Origin of the sequence: Aeromonas sp. S8(2024), assembly GCF_041403085.1 — a bacterium.
Lineage (GTDB): Bacteria > Pseudomonadota > Gammaproteobacteria > Enterobacterales > Aeromonadaceae > Aeromonas > Aeromonas dhakensis.
In genome coordinates this window covers 558,477-580,461 of record NZ_JBGLRF010000003.1, presented here as the reverse complement: position 1 = coordinate 580,461, position 21,985 = coordinate 558,477, and the positions used below count along the sequence as shown (strand labels likewise).

The following is a 21,985-nucleotide window of genomic DNA, read 5'->3' as shown; positions in this document are numbered from 1 at the left end:
TGGTGACGCCCTTTGACATTATTTTTTCCTGAGTTGGCTACTTGCCGCCTACGGTGATCTTCAGTGGTTGATGAAACTCAGGAGTGAAGGTGGAGATGGGGAGCCGGGTAACCTGGTTATGAGCAAAGACTTCGGTTGCCTGAATAATGGCGACGGACTTGGCCTGCTCTACCTGGGCGCAATCCACTTCTGTAAAGCCACCACCATAGCGGGTAGCGTCGCTCCCGCCGAAGGGTTCAACTTCCAGCGTTGATTCGGCCAGTGCTTTGCCTTTCTTGTCATTAAATTGCAGCGTGATATACAAATGACCAAACTCGTCTGCCCCACCACTATCTAAAGAAAAGTGATACGCACAGACGCCTTGGTTTGCGTAAACCGTGTCGGTATGCTGGATAGTAAGATAACGTTGTTCTTGGGCACTGCAGGCGAGGGCAGAAAACATCAGAGTTGAAGCCAATAAATACCTATTTATGTCTTTCATAGAAATCCTCGTAACAATTGCTTTTCTCTTAAACCACTTGGCTACTTACGCCCTAGGTATCTAAATATTTCTTTGCCATTGTGAAAACCAACCAAATTTTCCTCGTTTTTATATTTTTTGTTTGGTTGAAGTTTGACAATGGTTCCTGGTCGACACATATCCTTCATTGAAATATTGAATTTTTCATCAGGTGTAATGGTTTGGCCAATGGCTATTTTCTGTGGGGAGCCCGCAGTGGCGATCCAGCCCCAGATGCCCGCTTCACAGCCATCGAATGGCTGACTGCGCACAATCACCATTGAAAGATTGCTGATTTCAGTTGCGACGCATTTTCTGTTTAACTGCAAATGAGCATTACACCAGAATGGTTTCCCTATTTTGTCCTGTACTAGTGCAGGCAGAAAACCTGTGAACGGCTCCGCCGCCTGTATTGATTGACTTCCAGACATAAGAGTTAGTAGTAAGCAGAATGTCAGCTTTTTCATTTTTATCTCACCGAATAACTATGATCAAATAGATGTGTATGGCTATTGTCAGAAACGGTAAACCACACTATTTTTCAGTTGCTCTGAGATCTGAGGATGCGTTGCACACTGGAGATACTGATCCCCGTGCGTTTGGCAATTTCAGATCTGGGTAACCCTTTGGCAACCAATGCCAGAACTTCATTACCTTTTGCCATTGCGGTAGGCTTACGGCCTTTATAAACACCTCGTCGCTTGGCTAACTCAATTCCTTCAGCTTGCCGCTCCAACATCAACTCTCGTTCGAATGTTGCGATAGCACCGATCATGGTGAGCATTAACTTGCCAGTAGGCGTTGAGGTATCTATCCCCAGATTCAATATCCGTAATGCAACTTGCTTATGTTGTAGAAATTCTGATATCTCCAATAGGTGACGAGTATTACGAGCCAAACGATCCAGCTTGGTAACCATCACCACGTCTCCTTCCTTCACATAATCCAAGAGGAGAGTAAGTTGTGCCCTATCATCACTGGCACCGCTAACCTTCTCTTGGAAAACTTTATTGCATTCAGCCAGCGCTCGAAGCTGGACTTCCAGGCTCTGACCTCCCGTACTAACACGTGCGTAACCTACCAGTGCCATGGTCTCCTCCCGGTCAATAGGGCAAGGTACACTGACCCCCATGGTCAAAAGTCTCTTAGAGACCTTAATGACCAGAAAATGGAGGGAAATAGATGAAATGAGTGCCGATTTCGTGAGTGTCACTAGGGCTTGATCTATTGAATCAAACCAGTGGTTTAAAGACGTAATGTGTCTTCTTGTGTCAGTGGTAGCGATGGATTATGACAATCATGAACACCTGACGTAGTGAGAACGATAAGCTATATGGATTCGTATTATTTAACAGAAGGGTCCTTATTTTGTATAGGTTTGGCTCCGATAAGATATCTAGCTGGTCTTTGCAATATATACATCGTATCGCTCATTATATTTAACATGATGATATCTCCATGAAATATTTTTGGGAGGTTCATGGAGATGATATATACCAGTATTTTTTTTCAATGTGTTTGATAAGAATTGGTGCTGATCTTAGATCAAGAAAGAACCACTTAGGGTGTTAAATAACTGCAAGTTCAATAGAAGCATGTTGTTGTCAATGGGTAATTATGATTTTTACAAAAAAACAATCTGCTACTCTTGCTACTAATAGCAAGAGTAGCAGGAAAAGCATCACCATGTGATTACATAACTTCCATTCTTCAAGGGTTTTACAGAGGCCTGGCGACCATTCTTTAAATGAGTTTCAAGCTCATCCTTCGCTTTCACCTTATCGTCAGGGTGTAATTTATCAAAGCTAATTTCCAACTCAGCACGCAGTTTATCTCTTTGTGAGCTGTTAAGTTTTTTCCCAAATTGAACTCTTCCTTGTTGAAAAAAATCTAAATGTTTTTTTATTAGTTTATTCAGTTCTTTATAACCTCTTTCAATCATCCCTGCACTGAAGCCTGCATAATCAGATATATAATTGCTATCAGTTTTGTTGCTGTTAAATGTTTTATCTCCATACTTATCTCGTAAGGCAGTAGCCAATAAATCCATACTGTTTTTTAAATTGGAGTTTTTTTCATCTTTCTTCCAAAGTATTTTTACTTTATCATTCTTGTTTGTATATTTTACAAAGTGCTCAGCTATTAAAATTAGGGCGCATAGATAGTTCTTTGCATGACTTTCATTTATACTTTTTAGTGTATCTGCCCTGTGTAGATAATTCACTGTTGGATAATCATCCGTATGCAATCTTGGGATATTGTATTTCTCAACAAGTTCATCTTCAGTTTTAGCTAAACACATGTGAGAAATTTTATTCTTTGTCTGTATCACGCTAATATCAGAACGTAAATAGGACATGATTCTATCAAGTTCATTATTTGATAGCATGTTTGAGATATCAATCTGCACAGTCAGTTTAGTTGCTATATCAACATATTCTTGGTTGCGATACTTATGCAGCATCATATAGCTGTCAAATAAATTTTCGATGTAACCATTAATTATTGTATCTCCATCCATTCTTGATAGTGCGCTTGTCGGTACTTCCACTTGTTGATATGCACATTCAATGCTGTACAAAGGTCGTTCTCCAATGGGGTTAAATAGTTTATAACGACGAACAGATAAAGTGGGCACGCAATTTTTTCTAATAGGGAGGTATTCTTTTTTATAAATGTATCGCAACGTGTCGTGATAATAATTTAGTAAGTATGTGCTATCAAACTCAGTTGCAAACATTGCAACTGAGTATCTGTGAGCAATATTGCATTTGAAATTTTGGTTACTCTTACATAACTCTATAACAGTTTTCTTTAAATTGTCCAGTAACTCGTTTTTGTCGTTATTTATGATGTCATCATTGTCGTCCTCCGATTCAATCCCCCACCACCTATTAATGAGGTATCTAATTTCATTTTTAAACTCATCAAAGGGTGGTTTTGTTACAATGTAACATACAACACATAAAATAATGCTCTCAATAGCATAGTCTATGTTTGTGTTCTTTTTTAATAGCTTTAGGATTTCATATCTGACAGATTTACTTAAATTATAAATGCGAGAAACATCTTCGGGATACTGTTTTATAACAGCTAGCCTATAGGCTTCTTGCGCAATAAAGCTTGCGATATCGTTCATTTCATTTTGTTGTAATTTATTAATTAGGGACATAAAACCCTCGAGCTCCTATAAATTAAAAATCGCTTAGTTTATATCATGCTCAACTCAAATAACAGGTCATTCAAGAGGTGGCATAGGTGACCCATTATTGGCAAAAAACTAGGGTAATCTCAATCTCGCTCTCTAGTGAAGTCAGAAGATGCATCACGATTTTGCAACATCGACGGTACCTAGATTAGTGCAATCCATGCTCAGACATTTTGTAACCTCGATACATGAGGAGTGCTTATGACTACATCAGTGATAAAACCGGACCGCATACTGCGCATGCCTGAAATGAAGCTACGGGTGGGGATGAGTCGGTCTTGGATCTACGAGCGCATAAACCCAAAAAGTCCTAGGTTTGACCCTAGTTTCCCGAGGCCAGTCAGGGTGGGAACTTCGGCGATTGGATGGCGTGAGTCATCGGTAGATATCTGGATCCAGTCCCTGAACAACTAAAGTGAGAGCCGTCATGATGAACAATCAAAATCAAGTGGGTGAGTTTCCACTACAAGTGTTGCCTGAACCATTGCCAAGGCTAATCCAGGACATTTATGAGGATACACAGGCGCCTATTGGGGTTATTGTCTCAGCTGTTCTAGCTGCCATGTCATTAGCATGTCAAGACTCGTTTGATATACAACCCAAGGAGAACCTGAGATTTGCTGCATCGTTGTATTTAATCGTGTTGGCTGAATCAGGTGAGCGCAAGTCAGCCGTGGTTCAATTGGTAATGAAAGCTATCTATAAACTTCAGAATGAACTGGATCTGGAATTTATCAAGTCACAAGAGGTCTATCTCAGAGAGTTGGCTTTGTGGCAGATCAAGGAGAAGGCGTTAGGAAAGGCAATTTCTAAAGACGCGGAGAAAGGGCTAGGAACTAAAGAGTTGGAGGAGGCATGGTATCAATGCCAAGAACAAAAACCGATTGCCCCAACTCAAAAGAGGTTAGTGTTATCTGATGTAACCAGTGCCGCCATCAAGCAAGTTCTAGGCAAGGATAGCCCATCGTTAATGCTAGCCTCCGATGAGGCAGGAAGCTTGTTGTCGGGGGAGCTGTTTAGAGACACCGCTATTAACTCAATGTGGAGTGGACATTCTATCTCAATCGAGCGGGTGGCCAGTACCAGACCTAAATTAGTTGATTACCGTTTGGGTTTGATGCTTATGGTTCAGCCTGGGTTATTTAACAGCAGTCTGGAACGCCAAGGGGAGCGTGCTCGTGCTTCCGGTTTTTTGGCTCGGTGTTTGATCTGTGAGCCTCAGTCTACTCAAGGTCAACGATTCCACCTCGACGAATTGCGGTTTCGAGCCCCGGATGCAGTAGATCATTTTCATCAACGTGTTGAGGGTCTTCTGAAGGGAGGATTTAGACGTAGGGAGCGTGGGATCGAGCGTAAATGCTTAAAGCTGACGCCAGAAGCCGCTAGCAGGTGGAATCAACAATATGTGGCTATTGAGCTCAGTATTGGTCCTTTAGGGAAATTGAATCAGTACCGCGACTATGCTTCAAAATTTATGGAGCATGTATCCAGGATTGCTGCGGTTCTGGAGGGGTTTTGCACACCTAACGCCGAGTTTATCTCAGATCAGACAATGTATGCTGCGATTACTATTGCACATTGGTTTTTTGAGCATTTTATTCAACAAATGAAGAAGCTCGATAAAAGTGATGAACCATCTAATGCAGATATTCTGCGTTCTTGGTTAGCTAGAAATGTGGGGGCAAATGGAGGAGCCATTTTCAAAAAGAATGATATTCGTAAGTTTTGTCCGAATAAATTAAGAAGTAAGCAGGCTCTTGATGCTGCATTGAGTGATTTAATCCTGAGAGGATGTGTCAGCATTTATAAACAGAATAGAACGACGCTGGTGCGTTACCATATGGTAATATTAACTTCACCGATAAACACTACATTAGATGATTTTACTTTTTAATAACTTAAGAGTGATTTTTAAAGGTAATTTGATCATTTTTTTAATATATGCCGTGGCCTGTAAGGCCTTAGCGAATTTGTTGTACAACAAAGCAGTCCGGTATATGTAATATAGCATGCAAAGGATATCTAATATGGCCGCAGTGTATTGCTCGTGATACTAAATATAACAGAGTTTTTATCATCGTCTATATCCCCTCTCTTTTGAGAGGGGAGGATTGAATTTTATTTAAAACACTGACGCACGTTATTGTGTTAGGCACAACATTTTATCAAACACTTAGCATTTGGGAGTGAACATTATGTATAGCATAATATTATTAACCAAGATGGAGTTTGAAGCACTGTTGCAGGAATGCACATCTGTATATGGGCCAATGAACCTGGATTATCTGGTGCGCAGTGTAGAGTTTACAGCTCAAGTATTAGCAGAGACTCCTCGAGTCTTTGCTATTCGATGCGATTTAAGGTTCGCAGTGGATACCACTGCATACGACCTGGATCAACTTATCTTCATGCAGCGCACTGACCCAGCGGTGATCACACGCTTCATGGAATCCCTTAAAAGTCAGATCAAAGCAAACCATAAACGTAACAACCGACGAGGGGAGCCTCGTCTACCTGCTTACATCTGGTGCAGGGAAAAGGACTCATCAGCACACCACCATTACCACGTCATGCTATTCTTCCGCAGAGACGATTACACCTATCTGGGTAACTATTTAGAAGTTGATGGTGATAACATGGGGGTGAGGATACAGAAAGCGTGGTGTAGTGCACTAAGCTTACCGTATCCAGAGCATGCTCACTTGGTTCATTTCCCTCCCAAAGGGACTTATTGGCTATTTCGTAATGCGGCAATTAATCGAGATAAAATCTATCACGACTTTCTGTTTCGTCTGGCTTACCTAAGTAAACAGAGTACGAAGGTTATGGATGGGCAACGCAACTTCGGTTGCAGTCAAATACGATAAGACTCTTGAGCACGTCAGTGCTCATTAGTATGCTATAGAACAATCCTGCGTATTTAATTAAAGGATATCTATGAGTGAAATTCTGAAAGTGCTGTTGAACATCCGTAGTCTGCGAGCAGCGCTGCGCGAGTTGTCTCTGGATCAGCTCAAAGAAGCCCACGATAAAATCGAGCTGATTTATCTGGAACGGTTAGAGGTCGCTGAGAAAGAACAAGCCGCCCAAGCTGAGCACCAACAAAAGCTGGCTGAGTTCCAAGCGATGTTGGCACAAGCTGGTATCGACCCCACTGAGTTGGTTGGCAGTACTCCAGCAGCTGCAACTGCGACTAAAGCTAAACGGGCACCTCGTCCTCCGAAATACCGTTATGTTGAGAATGGCGTAGAGAAAACCTGGACCGGTCAGGGCCGTACCCCTAAGCTCCTGGCTGAGCAACTCAAGCAAGGTCGTCAGCTGGATGACTTCCTCATCTAAATAGACAAGGCCATGCCGATAGAGCGTGGCCTTTTTGTTTCCAGCAAAAGCTGAAGATGGCCTAACTACGTATCAGGAGCTAGCAGTCAACTCAATATTCACGTGGCCTTTGCCAAGGCTCGCTCTACATAGAGATAGCCAATCCCCATTACCTGCTGGGTGCGGCTGAGCTGGCCGAAACGGATATGGGTGGCGTTGACTGCATCGCTGAAGTCGAACGGGTTGGCGCCGGTCTGACTGACGATCGTTTGCAGCCAGGTTTCACCAAAGTGGCAGCTGCGGCCATAGAGCCAGATGCGGTTGATGTTGAGGATATTGAGGAAGTTGTAGAGGCTCAGGCCAATGGCGCGGGCCCCTTCGTCCACCAGCGCGCGGATCATGACATCCCCCTGATGGTAGAGCGTGAGCAGTTGGGCGGTATCCAGCTCTACCCCCGTCTGCGCCGGGTTGTCGGCACTGGCTTGTTGCTTGAGAAAGACCCGAGCCCGTTTCTTGATGGCAAACAGCGAGGCGACTGTCTCCAGGCAGCCATAGCGGCCGCATGCACAGGCGCTGCCGTCCGGATTGATGATGGTGTGGCCTATCTGGCCGCTGCCAAACAGGGCGCCCCGGTAGAGCTGATCGTTGATGATAAAGGCCGAGCCAATACCGTAATCGACGTTGATGACGCAAAAATCCCCGTTCCCTTCCCGGCCCTGCCACTTCTGGGCCAGCGCCAGCATGATGCAGTCGTTATCCACCATCACCTCGCAACCCAGCCGCTCCTCCAGCAGGTACTTGAGCTCAACTGGCGCGTGCCAGGGGGCTTGCGGCATGGTTTGCGACACCCCGGTCGCCGGGTTTACCTGACCGTGTACCGCCAAGGCCAGCCGGATCGCCAGTCCCCTGTGGCGGCGCTTGTGCTGGTAGTAGTGCGCTTCAATCAGATGCAGCAGCTCGTCGGGGGTTTGCGGGGCAATCTTCTGGTCGTTGAACTCATCCAGCGGGGTGATCAGGTTATCCACCAGGATGCTCTCCAGATGGGTGGGACTGATATTGAGGCAAAGAATGGCCCCCTGGCCGCTGGCAATGCGGTAGCTGCCGCCATTGATGCCGCGCTGGGAGAGGTTCTGATCGCTGTGGCTGATGGCGCCATCGGCCACCAACTCGTCAAGGATCTTGCTGACCGCCGGAATGGAGAGCTCGCAGTGGCGCGCCAGGGTGGACTTGCTCGCTTCTTTTAGCTGATAGAGCAGGGCCAGCAGCACCTGCTTGTTGTGGTGGCGGACCTTCTGGTTGTTCAACCCTATGCGCATCGCTTCACTAAACTCCGCTTACTGTATTGCGTGATCTTTCAGCAATTAATGCAGTTTTAACCATTCTAATCTGGTCTCACTGAAAACTTTACTAACAAATGTTGAGTGAGGCGAAATTAATGAGAGCGGATGTCAAGGTCTGGGTAGAGACCATCTCACTGCCTACCTACGAGGTAGGTGCCGAAGATCCCAACCCCATGTTTCTCGAGAAGCGGGTCTATCAGGGCTCCTCGGGGGCCGTCTATCCCTATGGGGTGATCGATACCCTCACCGGCCAGAAGCAGATGAAGTCCTATCAGGCGGTCTGGCTGGAGAACGACTTTATCAAGGTGATGCTGTTGCCGGAGTTGGGGGGACGTATCCACCGTGCCTACGACAAGGTGATGAATCGCGACTTCGTCTATTACAACGAGGTGATCAAACCGGCGCTGGTGGGGCTGGTGGGGCCCTGGATCTCCGGCGGCATCGAGTTCAACTGGCCGCAGCACCACAGACCCACCACTTTCATGCCGGTGGACTTCACCATTGCGGAGCGCCAGGGCGGCGCCAAGACCGTCTGGCTCGGCGAGGTGGAACCGATGCGCGGTCTGCAGGTGATGGCGGGCTTTACCCTCTATCCCGATAAGGCGCTCATCGAGATCACTGGCAAGGTGTTCAACGGCAACGACACGCCGCGCCACTTCCTCTGGTGGTCTAACCCGGCGGTGAAAGGGGGCGATGCCCACCAGAGCGTTTTCCCGCCCGATGTGACCGCCGTCTACGACCACGGCAAGCGCGACGTAAGTGCCTTCCCCATCGCCCGCGGCACCTACTACAAGGTGGACTACTCCGCCGGGGTCGATATCTCCCGTTACCGCAATATTCCGGTGCCCACCTCCTATATGGCGGACAAGTCTGACTACGACTTTGTCGGTGCTTACTGCCATGACGAGCAGGGCGGCCTGTTGCACGTGGCGGATCACCACGTTTCGCCGGGCAAGAAGCAGTGGAGCTGGGGTAACTGCGATTTTGGTCTGGCTTGGGATCGCAACCTGACCGATGACAACGGCCCCTACATCGAGCTGATGACCGGGGTCTATACCGACAACCAGCCTGACTTTACCTGGCTGGATGCGGGGGAGGAGAAGGTGTTTGTGCAGAACTTCCTGCCCTACAACACCCTAGGCACCCTGCAAAACGCCAACACCCGCGCCGCTATCAAGCTAGAGCGCAGCTATGACGGCCTCGTCTGCGGGGTCTATGCGGTGGCGCCGCTTTGCGGGGCCCGGTTCGAGGTAAGTGACGAGGGGGGGGGGTTGTTTACGCAACCTCTGGATCTGCAGCCGGGTCAGGCCTGGCTTGAGCCGCAGGCCATCACCAGCGAGGGATGCTTGCAGGTTCGCCTGCTGGATGAGCAGGGCCAGACGATCCTGAGCTATCTCGAACACCAGCCCGCAGGCGAAGCCCTGCCGGATCCGGCCACGGCGCCGGAGCCCGCCGTCAATCTCGACTCGGTCGACGAGCTCTACTTCATCGGCCAGCATCTTGAGCAGTATTTGCATGCCAGCCGTTCGCCCTTTGATTACTACCAGCGGGCACTGGAGCTGGATGGCGGCGACTATCGCTGCAACCTGGCGCTGGCAACGCTGGAGTACAACCGCGCCAACTATGAGCAGGCGCTGGCCTACGCCAATCAGGCGCTGGCCCGTGCCCATCGGCTCAACAAGAACCCCCAGTGTGGCAAGGCGAGCTTGCTGCGTGGCCACATCGAAGAACGTTTGGGGCAGTTCGATGCCGCCTTCGATGACTTCTACAAGGCTACCTGGAGCGGTAACTGCCGCGACAGCGGCTTCTTCGGGCTGGCCCGCATCGCCATGGTGCGCCGGGATCCCGCGCAGGCGCTGCAATTTGTCGAGAAGAGTCTTGCGGTCAACGGCACCCACTACGACGCTATCGCCCTCAAAGGGTTGGCGCTGCTGGAGTCTGGCCAGCGGGAGGCGGCCATCGCCTATATCGACGAGCAGCGCGTTCATTATCCACTTCACTATCAACTGGCGTTCTTGCGCTGGTTGGCAAGCGAGCAGCCAAGCGATCTCGAGGTGTTGCGAACCCTGTGCAACGGGCGCGGGGTGAACCTCTGCTTCTTAGCGAGCAATCTGCTGGCATTGGGACGTCCCGAGCTGGCGCAGCAACTGCTCTCAACACTGCAGGTGGAGGAGACCCTGCCGCTGTTGTTCCAGGCTGCATTGCTGCCGGAAGGTGAGGCGCAGGATGCCCTGCTGGCGCAAGCCGAGCAGGCCTTTAGCCGCAAGGTGCGCTTCCCCAATACCCTTGGCGAGGTGGCCATACTGGCGCAACTGCCCCACAGCTGGTTTGCCAGCTACCTGCTGGGCTGTTTCCACTACAGCAAGCGCAGCTACCCGCAAGCTATCGCACTGTGGCAGCAGGTGTGCGAGCTGGCGTCCGGGTTTGCCCCAGCCTGGCGCAACCTTGGCATCTATCACTTCAACAAGAGCGGCGATCCGGTGGCGGCCGAGCAGTGTCTGAGCCGGGCCTTTGCCCTCAAGTCGGATGATGCACGTCTGCTGTTCGAGCTGGATCAACTGCACAAGCGCTGCGCCATGGCACCCGCCGAGCGGTTGGCGCTGCTGGAGGCGCATCGTGAGGTGGCCCTCAAGCGCGACGACCTGACCGCCGAACTGCTCAGCCTCTATCACATCACCGGCCAGCTGGATGCGGCGGCGGAGATCTTGCGGCTGCGCGAATTTCACCCCTGGGAGGGGGGCGAGGGCAAGGTGACCGGCCAGTACCTCATCAATCAGCAGCGCCGGGCGCTGGCGTTGATGATTCAGGGACGTCACGAGCAGGCTGTTCCGTTGCTGCAACAGGCGCTGCACTACCCCCTCAATCTGGGGGAGGGGCGTCTGGTAGGGCAGACCGACAACGATATCCACTACCTGTTGGCGCTCTGCCATCTGGCCTGTGACAACCAGAGTCTGGCGGCCCAGTGCTTGCAACAGGCTTGTCTGGGTCAGGGGTCGCTGGGGGTCAGCCGCTACTACAACGATCAGCCGGTGGATTATCTCTTCTATCAGGGGATGGCGCTGGCACGTCTTGGTCGGGTTGCTGAGGCGCAGCGTCTCTTTGAAGGGATGGTCGGCTGGGCCGAGCAGGCGATGGGCGAGTCGGACGAGGCGGACTTCTTTGCCGTCTCACTGCCGGATCTCATCGTGCTGGATGACGACCCGCAGCACAAACATCGCCAGCACTGTCTGCTGGTCAGGGCGCTCGGTCTGTTGGGGCTGGGTCAGCAGGAAGGTTGTGAACAGACCTTGCGAGAGCTGCTCACCCTTAATCCGGCTCACGACAAGGGGCACCTCTTTGCCCGGATCTGTCGCGAGCTGTCACTCCACTCATAACTCTCATAACAAAAACCGGCGCCCCGCCACGGTGAGGGGCGCCACTGCACCCTACAATCGACAAGATAGAAAGGATGAGTCATGGAACGCACGAAAAATCAATTGGATACGAATGGGCTCAATATGAGCTACATCTGGATGATCTGTTTGGTGGCCGCCTGCGGTGGCCTGCTGTTTGGTTATGACTGGGTCGTGATTGGCGGGGCCAAGCCCTTCTATGAGGCCTATTTCGCCATCACGGATCCGGCCCAGTCCGGCTGGGCCATGAGCTCGGCGCTGGTGGGCTGTGTGCTGGGGGCCGCAATCTCCGGCTGGTCAGCCGATCGCTTCGGTCGCAAGAAGCCGCTGATCTTGGCCGCCATTCTCTTCACCATCTCGGCGTGGGGCACGGCTGCGGCCAGCAACTTCGATCTGTTTGTGGTTTATCGCATCATCGGCGGGATCGGCATCGGTCTGGCCTCTGCGCTCTCGCCCATGTACATAGCCGAGATCAGCCCGGCCAACAAGCGCGGCAAGTTCGTGGCCATCAACCAGCTCACCATAGTCATCGGTGTGCTGGCGGCTCAGCTGGTGAATCTGATGATCGCCGATCCGGTGGCAAGCAATGCGACTCAGACCGATATTCTGGCGACCTGGAATGGACAGTCCGGCTGGCGCTGGATGTTCGGTGCCGAGCTGGTACCTGCGCTGGCGTTTCTGGTGTTGATGTTCTTCGTGCCGGAGTCGCCGCGCTGGTTGGCCAAAGATGGTCAGTATGAGAAAGCCTCCCGCATGCTCGGCAAGATTGGCGGGGATGCCTATGCCAAGCAGACCCTGGCCGATATCCGCCAGACTCTGGTGGGCGAGACCCACAAGGTCTCGCTGGCGGAGCTGGGCAAACCCTCGGTGCGGCCGATCCTCATCATCGGGATTGTACTGGCAGTGTTCCAGCAGTGGTGCGGCATCAACGTGATCTTCAACTATGCGCAGGAGATCTTTGCCTCCGCCGGGTTTGACATCAACAGCACCCTCAAATCCATCGTCGCCACCGGTCTGATCAACCTGCTGTTTACCCTGATTGCGCTGCCCATGGTGGACAAGATTGGCCGCCGGAAGCTGATGCTGATTGGCTCGGCGGGACTGACCATTATCTACGGCATGATGGCGGCGGCCTACGCCACAGGCGTACTGGGGCTGCCGGTTTTGCTGCTGGTATTGGCGGCCATCGCCATCTATGCCTTGACGCTGGCGCCGGTCACCTGGGTGCTGCTCTCGGAAATTTTCCCGAACCGGGTACGGGGGCTGGCGATGTCGGCTGGTACGCTGGCGCTCTGGATCGCTTGCTTCGTGCTGACCTACACCTTCCCGCTGCTTAACGCCGGGCTGGGGGCCGCTGGCAGCTTCCTGCTCTACGGCATCATCTGTTTCGCCGGACTCATCTTTATCTATCGCAAGGTGCCCGAGACCAAAGGGGTGACGCTGGAGGCACTGGAAGCCCAACTGGCCCAAGGCAAGGTCGAACTGACGTCGACCAAGGCGAGCGCCTCGGCATGACGGTTTACACATTGGGCAACCCGCATCTTCGGATGCGGGTTTCAACACAAGGGGCCTGTCTGCTGGGTCTTGAGGATGACAAAGGGCGCCCGTTGCTACGCGATAGTGACCCCGGTGCATCTTGTCATCCCGGCGAAAGCGCCCTTTTTCCCATGGTGCCGCTGGCCAACCGGGTGGCTGGCAACGGTTTTGAGTTGTGGGGGGAGGAGCATGGCTTGCCAGAAAGTCCCGTCGATCCCGACTTCTTTCTGCATGGCGATGGCTGGTTGATGCCATGGCAGCGGGTGGCAGGCTCAGCCAGTTCGGTGACGCTGCAGCTCAACAGCCAATGCGGCCCTTTTCACTATCTGGCCGAGATTGACTATCGGCTACAGGGGGTGAGCCTGCTGGCACGCATCAATCTGACCCATCTGGGGGAGGCGCCCTGTCTCTACGGCGCGGGTTTTCATCCCTTCTTTTGGCGCGACGAGCAGACAAAGATTCGCTTTCTGGCGAGCGGCGTTTGGCAGGAGGGAGCGGATCATCTGCCGACCGACTGGTTGAGTCGGCTGGCGCCCCACCTCGACTTTCGCCAGTGGGTTCGCCCGCAAGGGTGGCTCAACCACTGTTACGGCGGCTGGTGCGGTCAGGCCGAGCTTGACCATCCTACCCGCCAGCAGCGGCTGGTGGTTTCAAGCGAGTGTGCCTTCCTAATGCTCTATCAGCCCGATGAGGGGAGTGGCTTCGTCTGTTTGGAGCCCCAGAGTCACGCCGCCAATGCCCACCACCTGGCCGGTCACCCCGGTTTGCGGTTACTCGCCAGAGGTGACCGCATGAGTATCGGTATGACCCTGACAGTGGCGTCCGGGGGCTAACGCAATCCTGCTTTGATTCAGTGGGGTGCACCAGGTACCTGCAGTATTTGCCCAGCTGATGCGCTCAGGGGTTGTTCTACAGGAATAGTTCACCGAGGTCCAAATAGCCTCGTTACGTGAGCAATAATGCCTTCTATCATGAGCTTAACAAGTACGCCGGTAAGTACGAAATATTAAAAAAACAAAAAAGGTTAGCTTCACAATGAAGCTAACCTTTTGTTTTATATGGTGCCGGAGACAGGAGTCGAACCTGCGACCTTCGCATTACGAATGCGCTGCTCTACCAACTGAGCTATACCGGCGTGCCACTAGATTCCTGAAAACCCGGGGGCAAGTCAATGAGCTGTACTCGGTTTTATGAGTGAGCTCATGGAGTTACGGTCAAGGTCAGAGGTCGGTGAACTCCGGAATATGGGCACGGCCGCGGCTTTCGAGAAAATCGAGCAGGGCGCGGGGGGAGCGCGCCAGGATCCGCTCTTCGGGGAAGCCGGCCTCGGTCACCAGCCGGTGGCAGTGCTCGAAATCCCCGAGGCTGAAGGCCACGTGGGAGTCGGAGCCGAAGGTGAGGTAGGCACCCATGTCCCGCGCCGCCTCGACGATGGCGCGGCAGTTGCCTTCACTGCCCGGGCGGGAGTGGCTGAAGGAGGAGTTGTTGAGCTCCAGCGCCACCCGATACTCTGCCGCTGCCTTGACCACGGCCTGGATATCGATGGGGAAGGCGGGATTGCCGGGGTGGCTTATCATGTCGACCCGGCCGCTCTTGATGGCGTTGATCATGGCCTGGGTGTGGGTGGCCTGATCGCAGGGGGGGAACACCGGTTCGTGAAAGCCCGCCATGATCATGTCGAGCCGCGACTCGTAGCGCTCGGGGAAGTCTATCTCGCCGTCGATATTCTTGATGTTGGCTTCGATGCCGCGCAGGATGCCGACCCCGTCGACCACCCGTGGCAATACGTGCAGGTTGACGAAGTGCCAGAAGTGGGGGGCATCTGCCATGTCGGGGCCATGATCCGTGGTGGCGAACAGCTTGATCCCCTTTGCCTTCGCGATGGGCAGGTAGTCGTGAATGGTGCTGTAGGCGTGGGTGCTGGCGACGGTGTGGGTGTGGGTATCGACCGTGTACTTCATCTCATCTTCCCCTCTGGCGTGAGGGGCCAGCATAGCAAAGGCAGCGGGTCGAGACCATGTCGTGGCTTGTCATACTTTGTCACAAATTGAGGGCAGGTTGACAAAGTTTGAACACGCTTGGCAGCCATGATGGGTGTATCGATGAAAGCCTGAACTCGCATCGATGGGTTGGATCAGGATGGTGCAACCTCATTTCCCCGCCGTCGCGCCCTGCGACGGTTTTTTTTGCCCGTTTGCCAAGGTTCTGGATATCAGCAGGGTAAAAAAATGCCCAACTAGCATGGAGCAGGTTGGGCGAGACTTAATGTTTAATTGCAGTGGCATAGATATAGAGTCCGATTCGTCCGTGAAGTTCCCGCCTTGTTCCCCATTTTCAACAAAAACATTTCACTAACACCTGTTCACATTCTCTTGACACAAAAGGTTGTGAAACGTACTTTTTAAACATTCGTTTAAGTGAGGTGTCCTGTGAGTAAAATCGATACCAAAAACCGCATTCTCGATGCCGCCGAGGTGTTGTTTGCCGAACGGGGGTTCGCCGATACCTCTTTGCGTCTGATCACCAGCGAGGCGGATGTCAACCTGGCCTCGGTGAACTACCACTTCGGCTCCAAGAAGGAGCTGATCCAGGCGGTGCTCGATCGCTATCTGAGCCTGTTCATGCCCGAGCTGGATGCACGCCTGCATACCCTGATGGCGCAGGAGCAGCTGACCCTGCTGCAGGTGTTCGAGAGTTTCGTCGACCCGCTGATGAAGCTGGTGGCGGTGCGCACCAACGGTCCGGCCATCTTCATGCAACTGCTGGGACGCGGCTACATCGACAGCCAGGGCCACCTGCGCCGCTTCATCACCGCCCATTACGGCCCCATTTTGCAGCGGATCACCCAGGCCATCTCCAAGGCCAACCCGGAGTTGTCGCCGGCGGATCTGTTCTGGCGGCTGCACTTCACCCTGGGTACCGTCGTGTTCACCATGGCTTCGGCCGATGCGCTGCGCGACATCGCCCAGGCCGATTTCGGCCAGCAGCTCGATGTGGAGGGGCTGGTACGCAACGTCATTCCTTATCTGGCGTCCGGTGTCGGGGCGCCCGTGGAGTCGACCAGGCTCTCCCTGGCCGTGTAACAACCAACAATAAATCAACGGAAACAGTGAAATAGAAGGAACTTGAGTATGATCACATTGCTTATCCTGCTGGTGCTGGCGATAGCCGTCGTGCTCGGCGTGCCCTCCATCCGTAAAAAGGTGGTCACCCGCCCGGTGTTCGGCATCTTCAAGAAGATACTGCCGCCCTTGTCTGCCACCGAGCGGGAGGCCATGGAGGCCGGCTCCGTCTGGTGGGACGGGGAGCTGTTTCGCGGCAACCCCGACTGGAAAAAACTGCACGGCTACGGCAAGGCCGAGCTGACGGCAGAGGAGCAGGCCTTCATCGACAATCAGGTCGAAACCCTGCTCGCCATGGTCGACGACTTCAAGATCGTCAACGAAACCAAAGACCTGCCGGAGCCGGTCTGGGACTATCTGAAGAAGGAAGGCTTCTTCTCCCTGATCATCCCGAAATCCTACGGCGGCCGTGAGTTCTCCGCGATTGCCAACTCCACCATCGTTACCCGCATCGCCACCAAGAGCCTGAGCGTGGCAGTCACCGTCATGGTGCCGAACTCCCTCGGCCCAGGCGAGCTGCTGATGCACTACGGCACCCAGGCCCAGAAGGACTTCTGGCTGCCAGGGCTGGCCAACGGCAAGGAAGTGCCCTGCTTCGCCCTGACCGGGCCGGAAGCGGGCTCCGATGCCGGCGCCATTCCTGACAAGGGGATCGTCTGCAAGGGGATGCACAAGGGTGAAGAGGTGCTGGGTATTCGCCTCAACTGGAACAAGCGCTACATCACTCTGGCTCCCCGTGCCACCGTGCTGGGGCTGGCGTTCAAGCTCTATGACCCGGAGAAACTGCTGGGTGACAAGGAAGAGCTGGGCATCACCTGCGCGCTCATCCCCACCAGCCACCCGGGCGTGCGCGTCGGCGATCGCCACTACCCCATGGGGCTGGCGTTCCTGAACGGCCCGACCTTCGGCAAGGATGTGTTCATCCCGCTCGACTGGATCATCGGTGGCCCGGATTATGCTGGTCGCGGCTGGCGCATGCTGGTCGAGTGCCTCTCCGCCGGGCGCGGCATCTCGCTGCCTGCCCTTGGCACCGCTTGCGGTCACATGGCGAGCCGCACCGTGGGGGCCTACTCCTATGTGCGTAAACAGTTCGGCATGTCCATCGGCAAGTTTGAAGGGGTGCAGGAAGCGCTAGCTCGCATCGGCGGCCTCACCTATCAGCTGGAAGGGGCCCGTCGCATGACCGCAGGTTCCCTGGACTTGGGTCAGGCTCCGGCCATCGTCACTGCGATTTCCAAGTACCACATGACCGAGATGGCGCGCCAGATCATGGATGACTCCATGGACATCCACGCCGGCCGTGCCATCCAGCTGGGCCCGAAAAACTACACCGGCTACGCCTACATGGGCATTCCGGTGGCCATCACGGTGGAAGGGGCCAACATCCTGACCCGCAACCTGATGATCTTCGGGCAGGGGGCCACCCGCTGCCACCCGTATGTGTTCGCCGAGCTGGAAGCGGCGGCCGATACCGACGTGGAGCGCGGCCTCGAGAAGTTTGACGCCCTGCTGATGAAGCACATCGCCTTTGGCGCCGGCAACTTCTTCGGTTCCCTGTTCCAGGGGCTGACCCTGGGTCAGTTCAACAGTGCCCCGGTGGCCGGTGAAACCGCCCGCTACTACAAGCAGCTCTCTCGCATGAGTAAAGGGCTGGCCCTGTGCGCCGACGTCTCCATGCTGATGCTGGGTGGCGATCTCAAGCGCAAGGAGATGATCTCCGCCCGTCTGGGTGACGTGCTGAGCCACCTCTACCTGGCCTCCGCTACCCTCAAGCACTACGAGGATCAGGGCCGCATGGTCTCCGATCTGCCGTTCGTGCAGTACGCGGTGGAGCGTAACCTCTACCTGATTGGCAAGGCGTTCGAGGGCTTCTTCCAGAACTTCCCGAACAAGGTGGTGGGCGCCGTGCTCAAGCGGGTGGTGTTCCCGTTCGGCGTGAGTTACAAGATGCCGGCCGACGATCGCTGCCACGCCATCTGCCTGGCCATGATGAAGCCGGGTGAGTTCCGCGACCGTCTGACCGCGCTCTGTTATGTGGGCAAGGACGAGGCGGATCCGGTCGGCCTGATGGAGCGTGCTTTCCAGGCCATGGTCTCTGTGCAGCCCTACGAGAAGAAACTGGTGCAGGCCCAGAAAGAGGGCAAGCTGCCCCGCAAACTGGCGCTGCCGGAGCTGGTTGCCGCTGCCCTGTCTCAATCCCTCCTGAGCAAGGACGAGGCGGACAAGCTGCTGGCCGCCGATGCCCTGCGCTACGAGGCGATCCAGGTGGACAACTTTGCCCCGGGCGAGCTGGAGGGGTTATCCCAGCAAAATCCGGTGGTGCACGCCGCCTGAGAGAGCACTCGCTCCTGAATCTGAAACCGGCCGATATGGCCGGTTTTTTTGTTTGTTAACCATGCATTTACAACCTCGATTAATTCCAGTTTAATGCAATGGCCCCCCACCCTTGGGGCAGGAAGCAAGGCCAGCGGAATGGCCGACAACAACAAACTCAGGAAGAGTGAATGAACCTCGCCAAAACGGCGATCGAACGTCCCATCTGGGTGGCGGTCTCGATCGTGCTGATTTTTCTGCTGGGCCTGCTCAGCATCCGGGGGCTGCCGATCCAGCTGTTTCCCGACATCGATCGCCCGCACCTCAACATCTCGGTGGACTGGCGCTCGGCCTCACCCCAGGAGATGGAGTCGGAGATAACCGACCCCATCGAGCAGGAGATGCAGGGGGTGCAGGGGCTCAAGAATCTCACCAGCAACAGCTTCCCCGGCTTCACCGAGATCGATCTGGAGTTTGCCCTCGGCACCGACATGCAGCGGGCCCAGCTTGACGTCATCTCCCGCCTGAACCGAGTCTCCGGCCTGCCGGACAAGATTGGCGGTCCCTACGTCAACAACTACAGCAGCAACGACACCCTCACCTTCTTCTTCATCCAGCAGCTGCCCGGCGCCAAGGGGCCGATCGACGATCACCAGGCGTTGATCGAGGCGCGGATAAAACCCGAGCTGGAGCGGATCCCCGGGGTGTCGACGGTCGACATCCAGGGGATCAACGAGCGCCAGATCCAGATCCGCTTCGACCCCTACCGCGCCGCCGAGCTGGGGGTGGAGATCCCGGTGCTGGCCAGCCGGGCCAGCACCGGCTGGGACGTCTCCGCCGGCACCCTCGACATCGGCCGCTGGGAGTACAAGCTGCGCTTTGCCGGCCGCTACGACGTGGCGACCCTGGGAGACAAGGTGGTGGACTGGCGCGACGGCCTGCCCATCTATCTGCGGGACGTGGCGGAGATCCAGCTGGCCCGGGAGGAGAATCCGGTGCTGCGCATTCAAAATGGCAACACCGCCATCGCCGCCCAGATCTTCAAGGAGAGCGGGGCCAACGCCCTGGCGGCGCTGGAGGCGATCAAGCTCAAGGTGGGCGAGCTCAACCGCGAGGTGCTGGAGCCGGTCGGCCTGCACATGGAGCAGTCGTTCGACGCCTCCCTCTACATCAACCGGGCGGTGAGCATGGTGACCGCCAACCTGGGGCTCGGCGTGCTGCTCTCCTGCGCCATCCTCTGGGTCTTTCTGCGCCGGCTCAAGGCGACCCTGATGATCGCGATCGCCATCCCCATCAGCATCATGCTCACCTTCTGTCTGCTCAAGGTGCTGGGACGCACTCTCAACGTCATCTCGCTGGCGGGCATCGCCTTTGCGGTCGGCATGGTGCTCGATGCCGCCATCGTGGTGCTGGAGAGCATCTACCGGCGCCACGAGCGAGGGGATCTCAGCAAGGGGGAGGCGGCGCTGGAAGGCGCCAGTAGGGTGTGGACCGCCCTGGTGGCCTCCACCCTGACCACGGTCGCCATCTTCCTGCCGGTGCTGCTGCTCAACGACGTCGAGGGGCAGCTGTTTGCTGACCTTGCGCTCACCATCGCCTGCGCGGTGACCGTCTCTATGCTGGTGGCGGTGACCGTGCTGCCGGCGGTGGCGGCGCGCTGGATGGGGCGCGAGCGGCTGACTGATCCCTATGAGAGGCTGTGGCAGGGCACCACCCGCCACGTGATCCGCTGGACAGCGACGCCCCGTCGGCGCTGGACCGTCATCACCCTGATGATGAGCCTGCCGGCGCTGGCGACCTGGGCCCTGCTGCCGAAGATGGACTACCTGCCGGACGTGAAGCGCGACGCGGTGGATGTCTGGATGAACTTCACTCCGGGCTTCAACCTCAAGGCCCAGCGGGAGGAGGTGATCGACACGCTCATCGCCAGACTGGATCCCTATATGAAGGGGGAACAGGAGCCGGCCCTCAAGAACTACTACATATTGCGCTACCCGGGTGGCGCCCAGATCGGGGTGCGGCCGAAAGAGGAGGACCAGATCAAGGTGCTGGAGCAGCTGCTGATGAAGCAGTTGCTGGTGGGCATCCCAGATACCCAGGTGTTTGGCGGTCAGGGGTCGCTGTTCGGCGGCTTTGACAGCGAGAACGGCATCTCCCTGTTGCTGCAGGGGGGCGATCTGGTCGAGCTCTACCGGGCGGCGCGGGCCGCCATGGCCATCGTCAAACAGGATCTGCCGGGGGCCCAGGTCAGGCCGCAGCCGGATCTCGATTTCACCGCCCCCGAGCTGCGGCTGGTGCCGCAAGACAGGCGCCTCGCCGAGGTGGGCTGGGATCGCACGCCCATGCCCGCCATCATCCAGACCTTCGGCGACGGGCTGCGGGTCGGCGAGTATTTCGACGGGGAGGAGCGGCTCGACATCATGCTGATGGGGCAGACCTCCGCCAACCCGGACGAGCTCAAGGCGGTGCCGCTGGCGACCCCGTCCGGGCGCATCGTACCGCTCGGCGAGCTGCTGCGGGTGGAGCACGACATGGGGCCGGCCAGCATCTTTCGGGCTGATGGGCGGCGCAGCATCAGCCTGCAGATCTCGCCCCCGGCGGGGATGAGCATGGAGCAGGTGCTGGACACCCTGCAGAGCAAGAGTTTTGCTGCCATCCGGCCGCTGCTGCCCGCCGGCGGCGAGCTGCGGGTCTCCGGCAATGCCGACAGTCTGCAGCAGGCGCTGGGCAACCTGGGGGCCATCTTCCTGTTTGCGGTGATGATCCTGCTCATCCTGTTGTGGGGGGTCTTTGCCTCCCTCAAGGATGCGGTGCTGGTGTTGCTCACCCTGCCGCTTGCCACCGTCGGCGGTGTGTTGGCGCTCTACCTGAGCGGCCTGCTGGTGCCGCTGCCGATGGATCTGCTGACAATCATCGGCTTCGTCATCCTGCTGGGGCTGGTGGTCAACAACGCCATCCTGCTGGTGCACCAGACCCGCACGGCGGAGCGGGAGGGGATGAGTCGCCAGCAGGCGGTGGCCGATGCCCTGCAAAGCCGGATGCGTCCCATCGCCATGACCAGTCTCACCAGCATCTTCGGCATGCTGCCGCTGATGCTGAGCCCGAGCGAGGGCAGCGAAATCTACCGGGGGCTGGCCACCGTCATCGTTGGCGGCATGAGTTGCAGCACCCTGTTTACCCTGGTCCTGCTGCCCGCCTTCCTGCGGCTGGGTGAGCGGGTCGACGTGCCGCAGGCCATTCGGCAGCGGGCCTGAGCA

At 55.1% G+C, this 21,985-nt stretch carries 16 protein-coding genes and 1 tRNA gene; 10 read left to right on the top strand and 7 right to left on the bottom strand.

Annotated features, from left to right (window positions below; translation table 11 throughout):
- Positions 1-37 precede the first annotated feature (37 nt).
- The 4 genes from ACB031_RS11470 to ACB031_RS11455 form a co-directional block, all read right to left on the bottom strand.
- Positions 38-481, bottom strand: coding sequence for an IrmA family protein (locus tag ACB031_RS11470; protein WP_371139576.1), 444 nt, complete (start codon positions 479-481; stop codon positions 38-40).
- Positions 482-522: 41 nt separating this feature from the next.
- Positions 523-966 carry a hypothetical protein gene (locus ACB031_RS11465; RefSeq protein ID WP_371139575.1) on the bottom strand — a complete coding sequence of 148 codons (444 nt, stop codon included), beginning with the start codon at positions 964-966 and terminating at the stop codon, positions 523-525.
- Positions 967-1,040: 74 nt separating this feature from the next.
- Positions 1,041-1,589: a recombinase family protein gene (locus tag ACB031_RS11460; RefSeq protein ID WP_371139574.1), complete on the bottom strand. Its 549-nt coding sequence runs from the start codon at positions 1,587-1,589 to the stop codon at positions 1,041-1,043.
- Between the two features lie 591 nt (positions 1,590-2,180).
- Positions 2,181-3,671, bottom strand: a complete 1,491-nt coding sequence (locus tag ACB031_RS11455; RefSeq protein ID WP_371139573.1) for a hypothetical protein — start codon at positions 3,669-3,671, stop codon at positions 2,181-2,183.
- A 237-nt stretch (positions 3,672-3,908) separates the two neighbouring features.
- Here ACB031_RS11455 and ACB031_RS11450 point away from each other — a divergent pair, with 237 nt between their 5' ends.
- The 4 genes from ACB031_RS11450 (at position 3,909) to ACB031_RS11435 (ending at position 7,046) form a co-directional block, all read left to right on the top strand.
- Positions 3,909-4,121, top strand: a complete 213-nt coding sequence (locus ACB031_RS11450) for an AlpA family transcriptional regulator (RefSeq protein ID WP_100645671.1) — start codon at positions 3,909-3,911, stop codon at positions 4,119-4,121.
- A gap of 13 nt (positions 4,122-4,134) precedes the next feature.
- The gene (locus ACB031_RS11445) at positions 4,135-5,601 is read left to right on the top strand and encodes a YfjI family protein (protein WP_371139572.1); all 1,467 of its coding nucleotides are present in this window, start codon (positions 4,135-4,137) and stop codon (positions 5,599-5,601) included.
- A gap of 301 nt (positions 5,602-5,902) precedes the next feature.
- A complete protein-coding gene (locus ACB031_RS11440; protein WP_371139571.1) occupies positions 5,903-6,574 on the top strand; it encodes an inovirus Gp2 family protein in 672 nt (223 codons plus the stop codon).
- Between the two features lie 70 nt (positions 6,575-6,644).
- Positions 6,645-7,046 carry an H-NS family nucleoid-associated regulatory protein gene (locus ACB031_RS11435; protein ID WP_371139570.1) on the top strand — a complete coding sequence of 134 codons (402 nt, stop codon included), beginning with the start codon at positions 6,645-6,647 and terminating at the stop codon, positions 7,044-7,046.
- 98 nt (positions 7,047-7,144) lie between these two features.
- On the opposite strand, the gene ACB031_RS11430 is transcribed toward ACB031_RS11435, so the two are convergent.
- Positions 7,145-8,341, bottom strand: a complete 1,197-nt coding sequence (locus ACB031_RS11430) for an ROK family protein (protein WP_371139569.1) — start codon at positions 8,339-8,341, stop codon at positions 7,145-7,147.
- A gap of 119 nt (positions 8,342-8,460) precedes the next feature.
- Between ACB031_RS11430 and ACB031_RS11425 the strand changes: the two genes are divergently transcribed.
- The 3 genes from ACB031_RS11425 (at position 8,461) to ACB031_RS11415 (ending at position 14,126) form a co-directional block, all read left to right on the top strand.
- On the top strand, positions 8,461-11,739 hold the full coding sequence (locus ACB031_RS11425; protein WP_371139568.1) for a DUF5107 domain-containing protein: 3,279 nt from the start codon (positions 8,461-8,463) through the stop codon (positions 11,737-11,739).
- Between the two features lie 81 nt (positions 11,740-11,820).
- Entirely contained in the window at positions 11,821-13,272 is a 1,452-nt protein-coding gene (locus tag ACB031_RS11420) for a sugar porter family MFS transporter (RefSeq protein WP_371139567.1), read from the top strand.
- Positions 13,269-14,126, top strand: coding sequence for an aldose 1-epimerase (locus ACB031_RS11415; RefSeq protein ID WP_371139566.1), 858 nt, complete (start codon positions 13,269-13,271; stop codon positions 14,124-14,126). Before ACB031_RS11420 ends, ACB031_RS11415 begins: the two co-directional genes overlap by 4 nt.
- Before the next feature lie 226 nt (positions 14,127-14,352).
- On the opposite strand, the gene ACB031_RS11410 is transcribed toward ACB031_RS11415, so the two are convergent.
- Both ACB031_RS11410 and ACB031_RS11405 read right to left on the bottom strand, forming a co-directional pair.
- Positions 14,353-14,428 (bottom strand) — tRNA-Thr (locus tag ACB031_RS11410).
- A gap of 85 nt (positions 14,429-14,513) precedes the next feature.
- Positions 14,514-15,254, bottom strand: coding sequence for a phosphatase (locus tag ACB031_RS11405; RefSeq protein WP_094698106.1), 741 nt, complete (start codon positions 15,252-15,254; stop codon positions 14,514-14,516).
- A gap of 468 nt (positions 15,255-15,722) precedes the next feature.
- Between ACB031_RS11405 and ACB031_RS11400 the strand changes: the two genes are divergently transcribed.
- The 3 genes from ACB031_RS11400 to ACB031_RS11390 all read left to right on the top strand — a co-directional run bounded on the left by ACB031_RS11400 (position 15,723) and on the right by ACB031_RS11390 (position 21,982).
- Positions 15,723-16,376 carry a TetR/AcrR family transcriptional regulator gene (locus tag ACB031_RS11400; RefSeq protein WP_005298722.1) on the top strand — a complete coding sequence of 218 codons (654 nt, stop codon included), beginning with the start codon at positions 15,723-15,725 and terminating at the stop codon, positions 16,374-16,376.
- Between the two features lie 48 nt (positions 16,377-16,424).
- Entirely contained in the window at positions 16,425-18,749 is a 2,325-nt protein-coding gene (locus tag ACB031_RS11395; RefSeq protein ID WP_371139565.1) for an acyl-CoA dehydrogenase, read from the top strand.
- A 170-nt stretch (positions 18,750-18,919) separates the two neighbouring features.
- Positions 18,920-21,982 carry an efflux RND transporter permease subunit gene (locus tag ACB031_RS11390; protein ID WP_017781126.1) on the top strand — a complete coding sequence of 1,021 codons (3,063 nt, stop codon included), beginning with the start codon at positions 18,920-18,922 and terminating at the stop codon, positions 21,980-21,982.
- Positions 21,983-21,985: the final 3 nt, after the last annotated feature.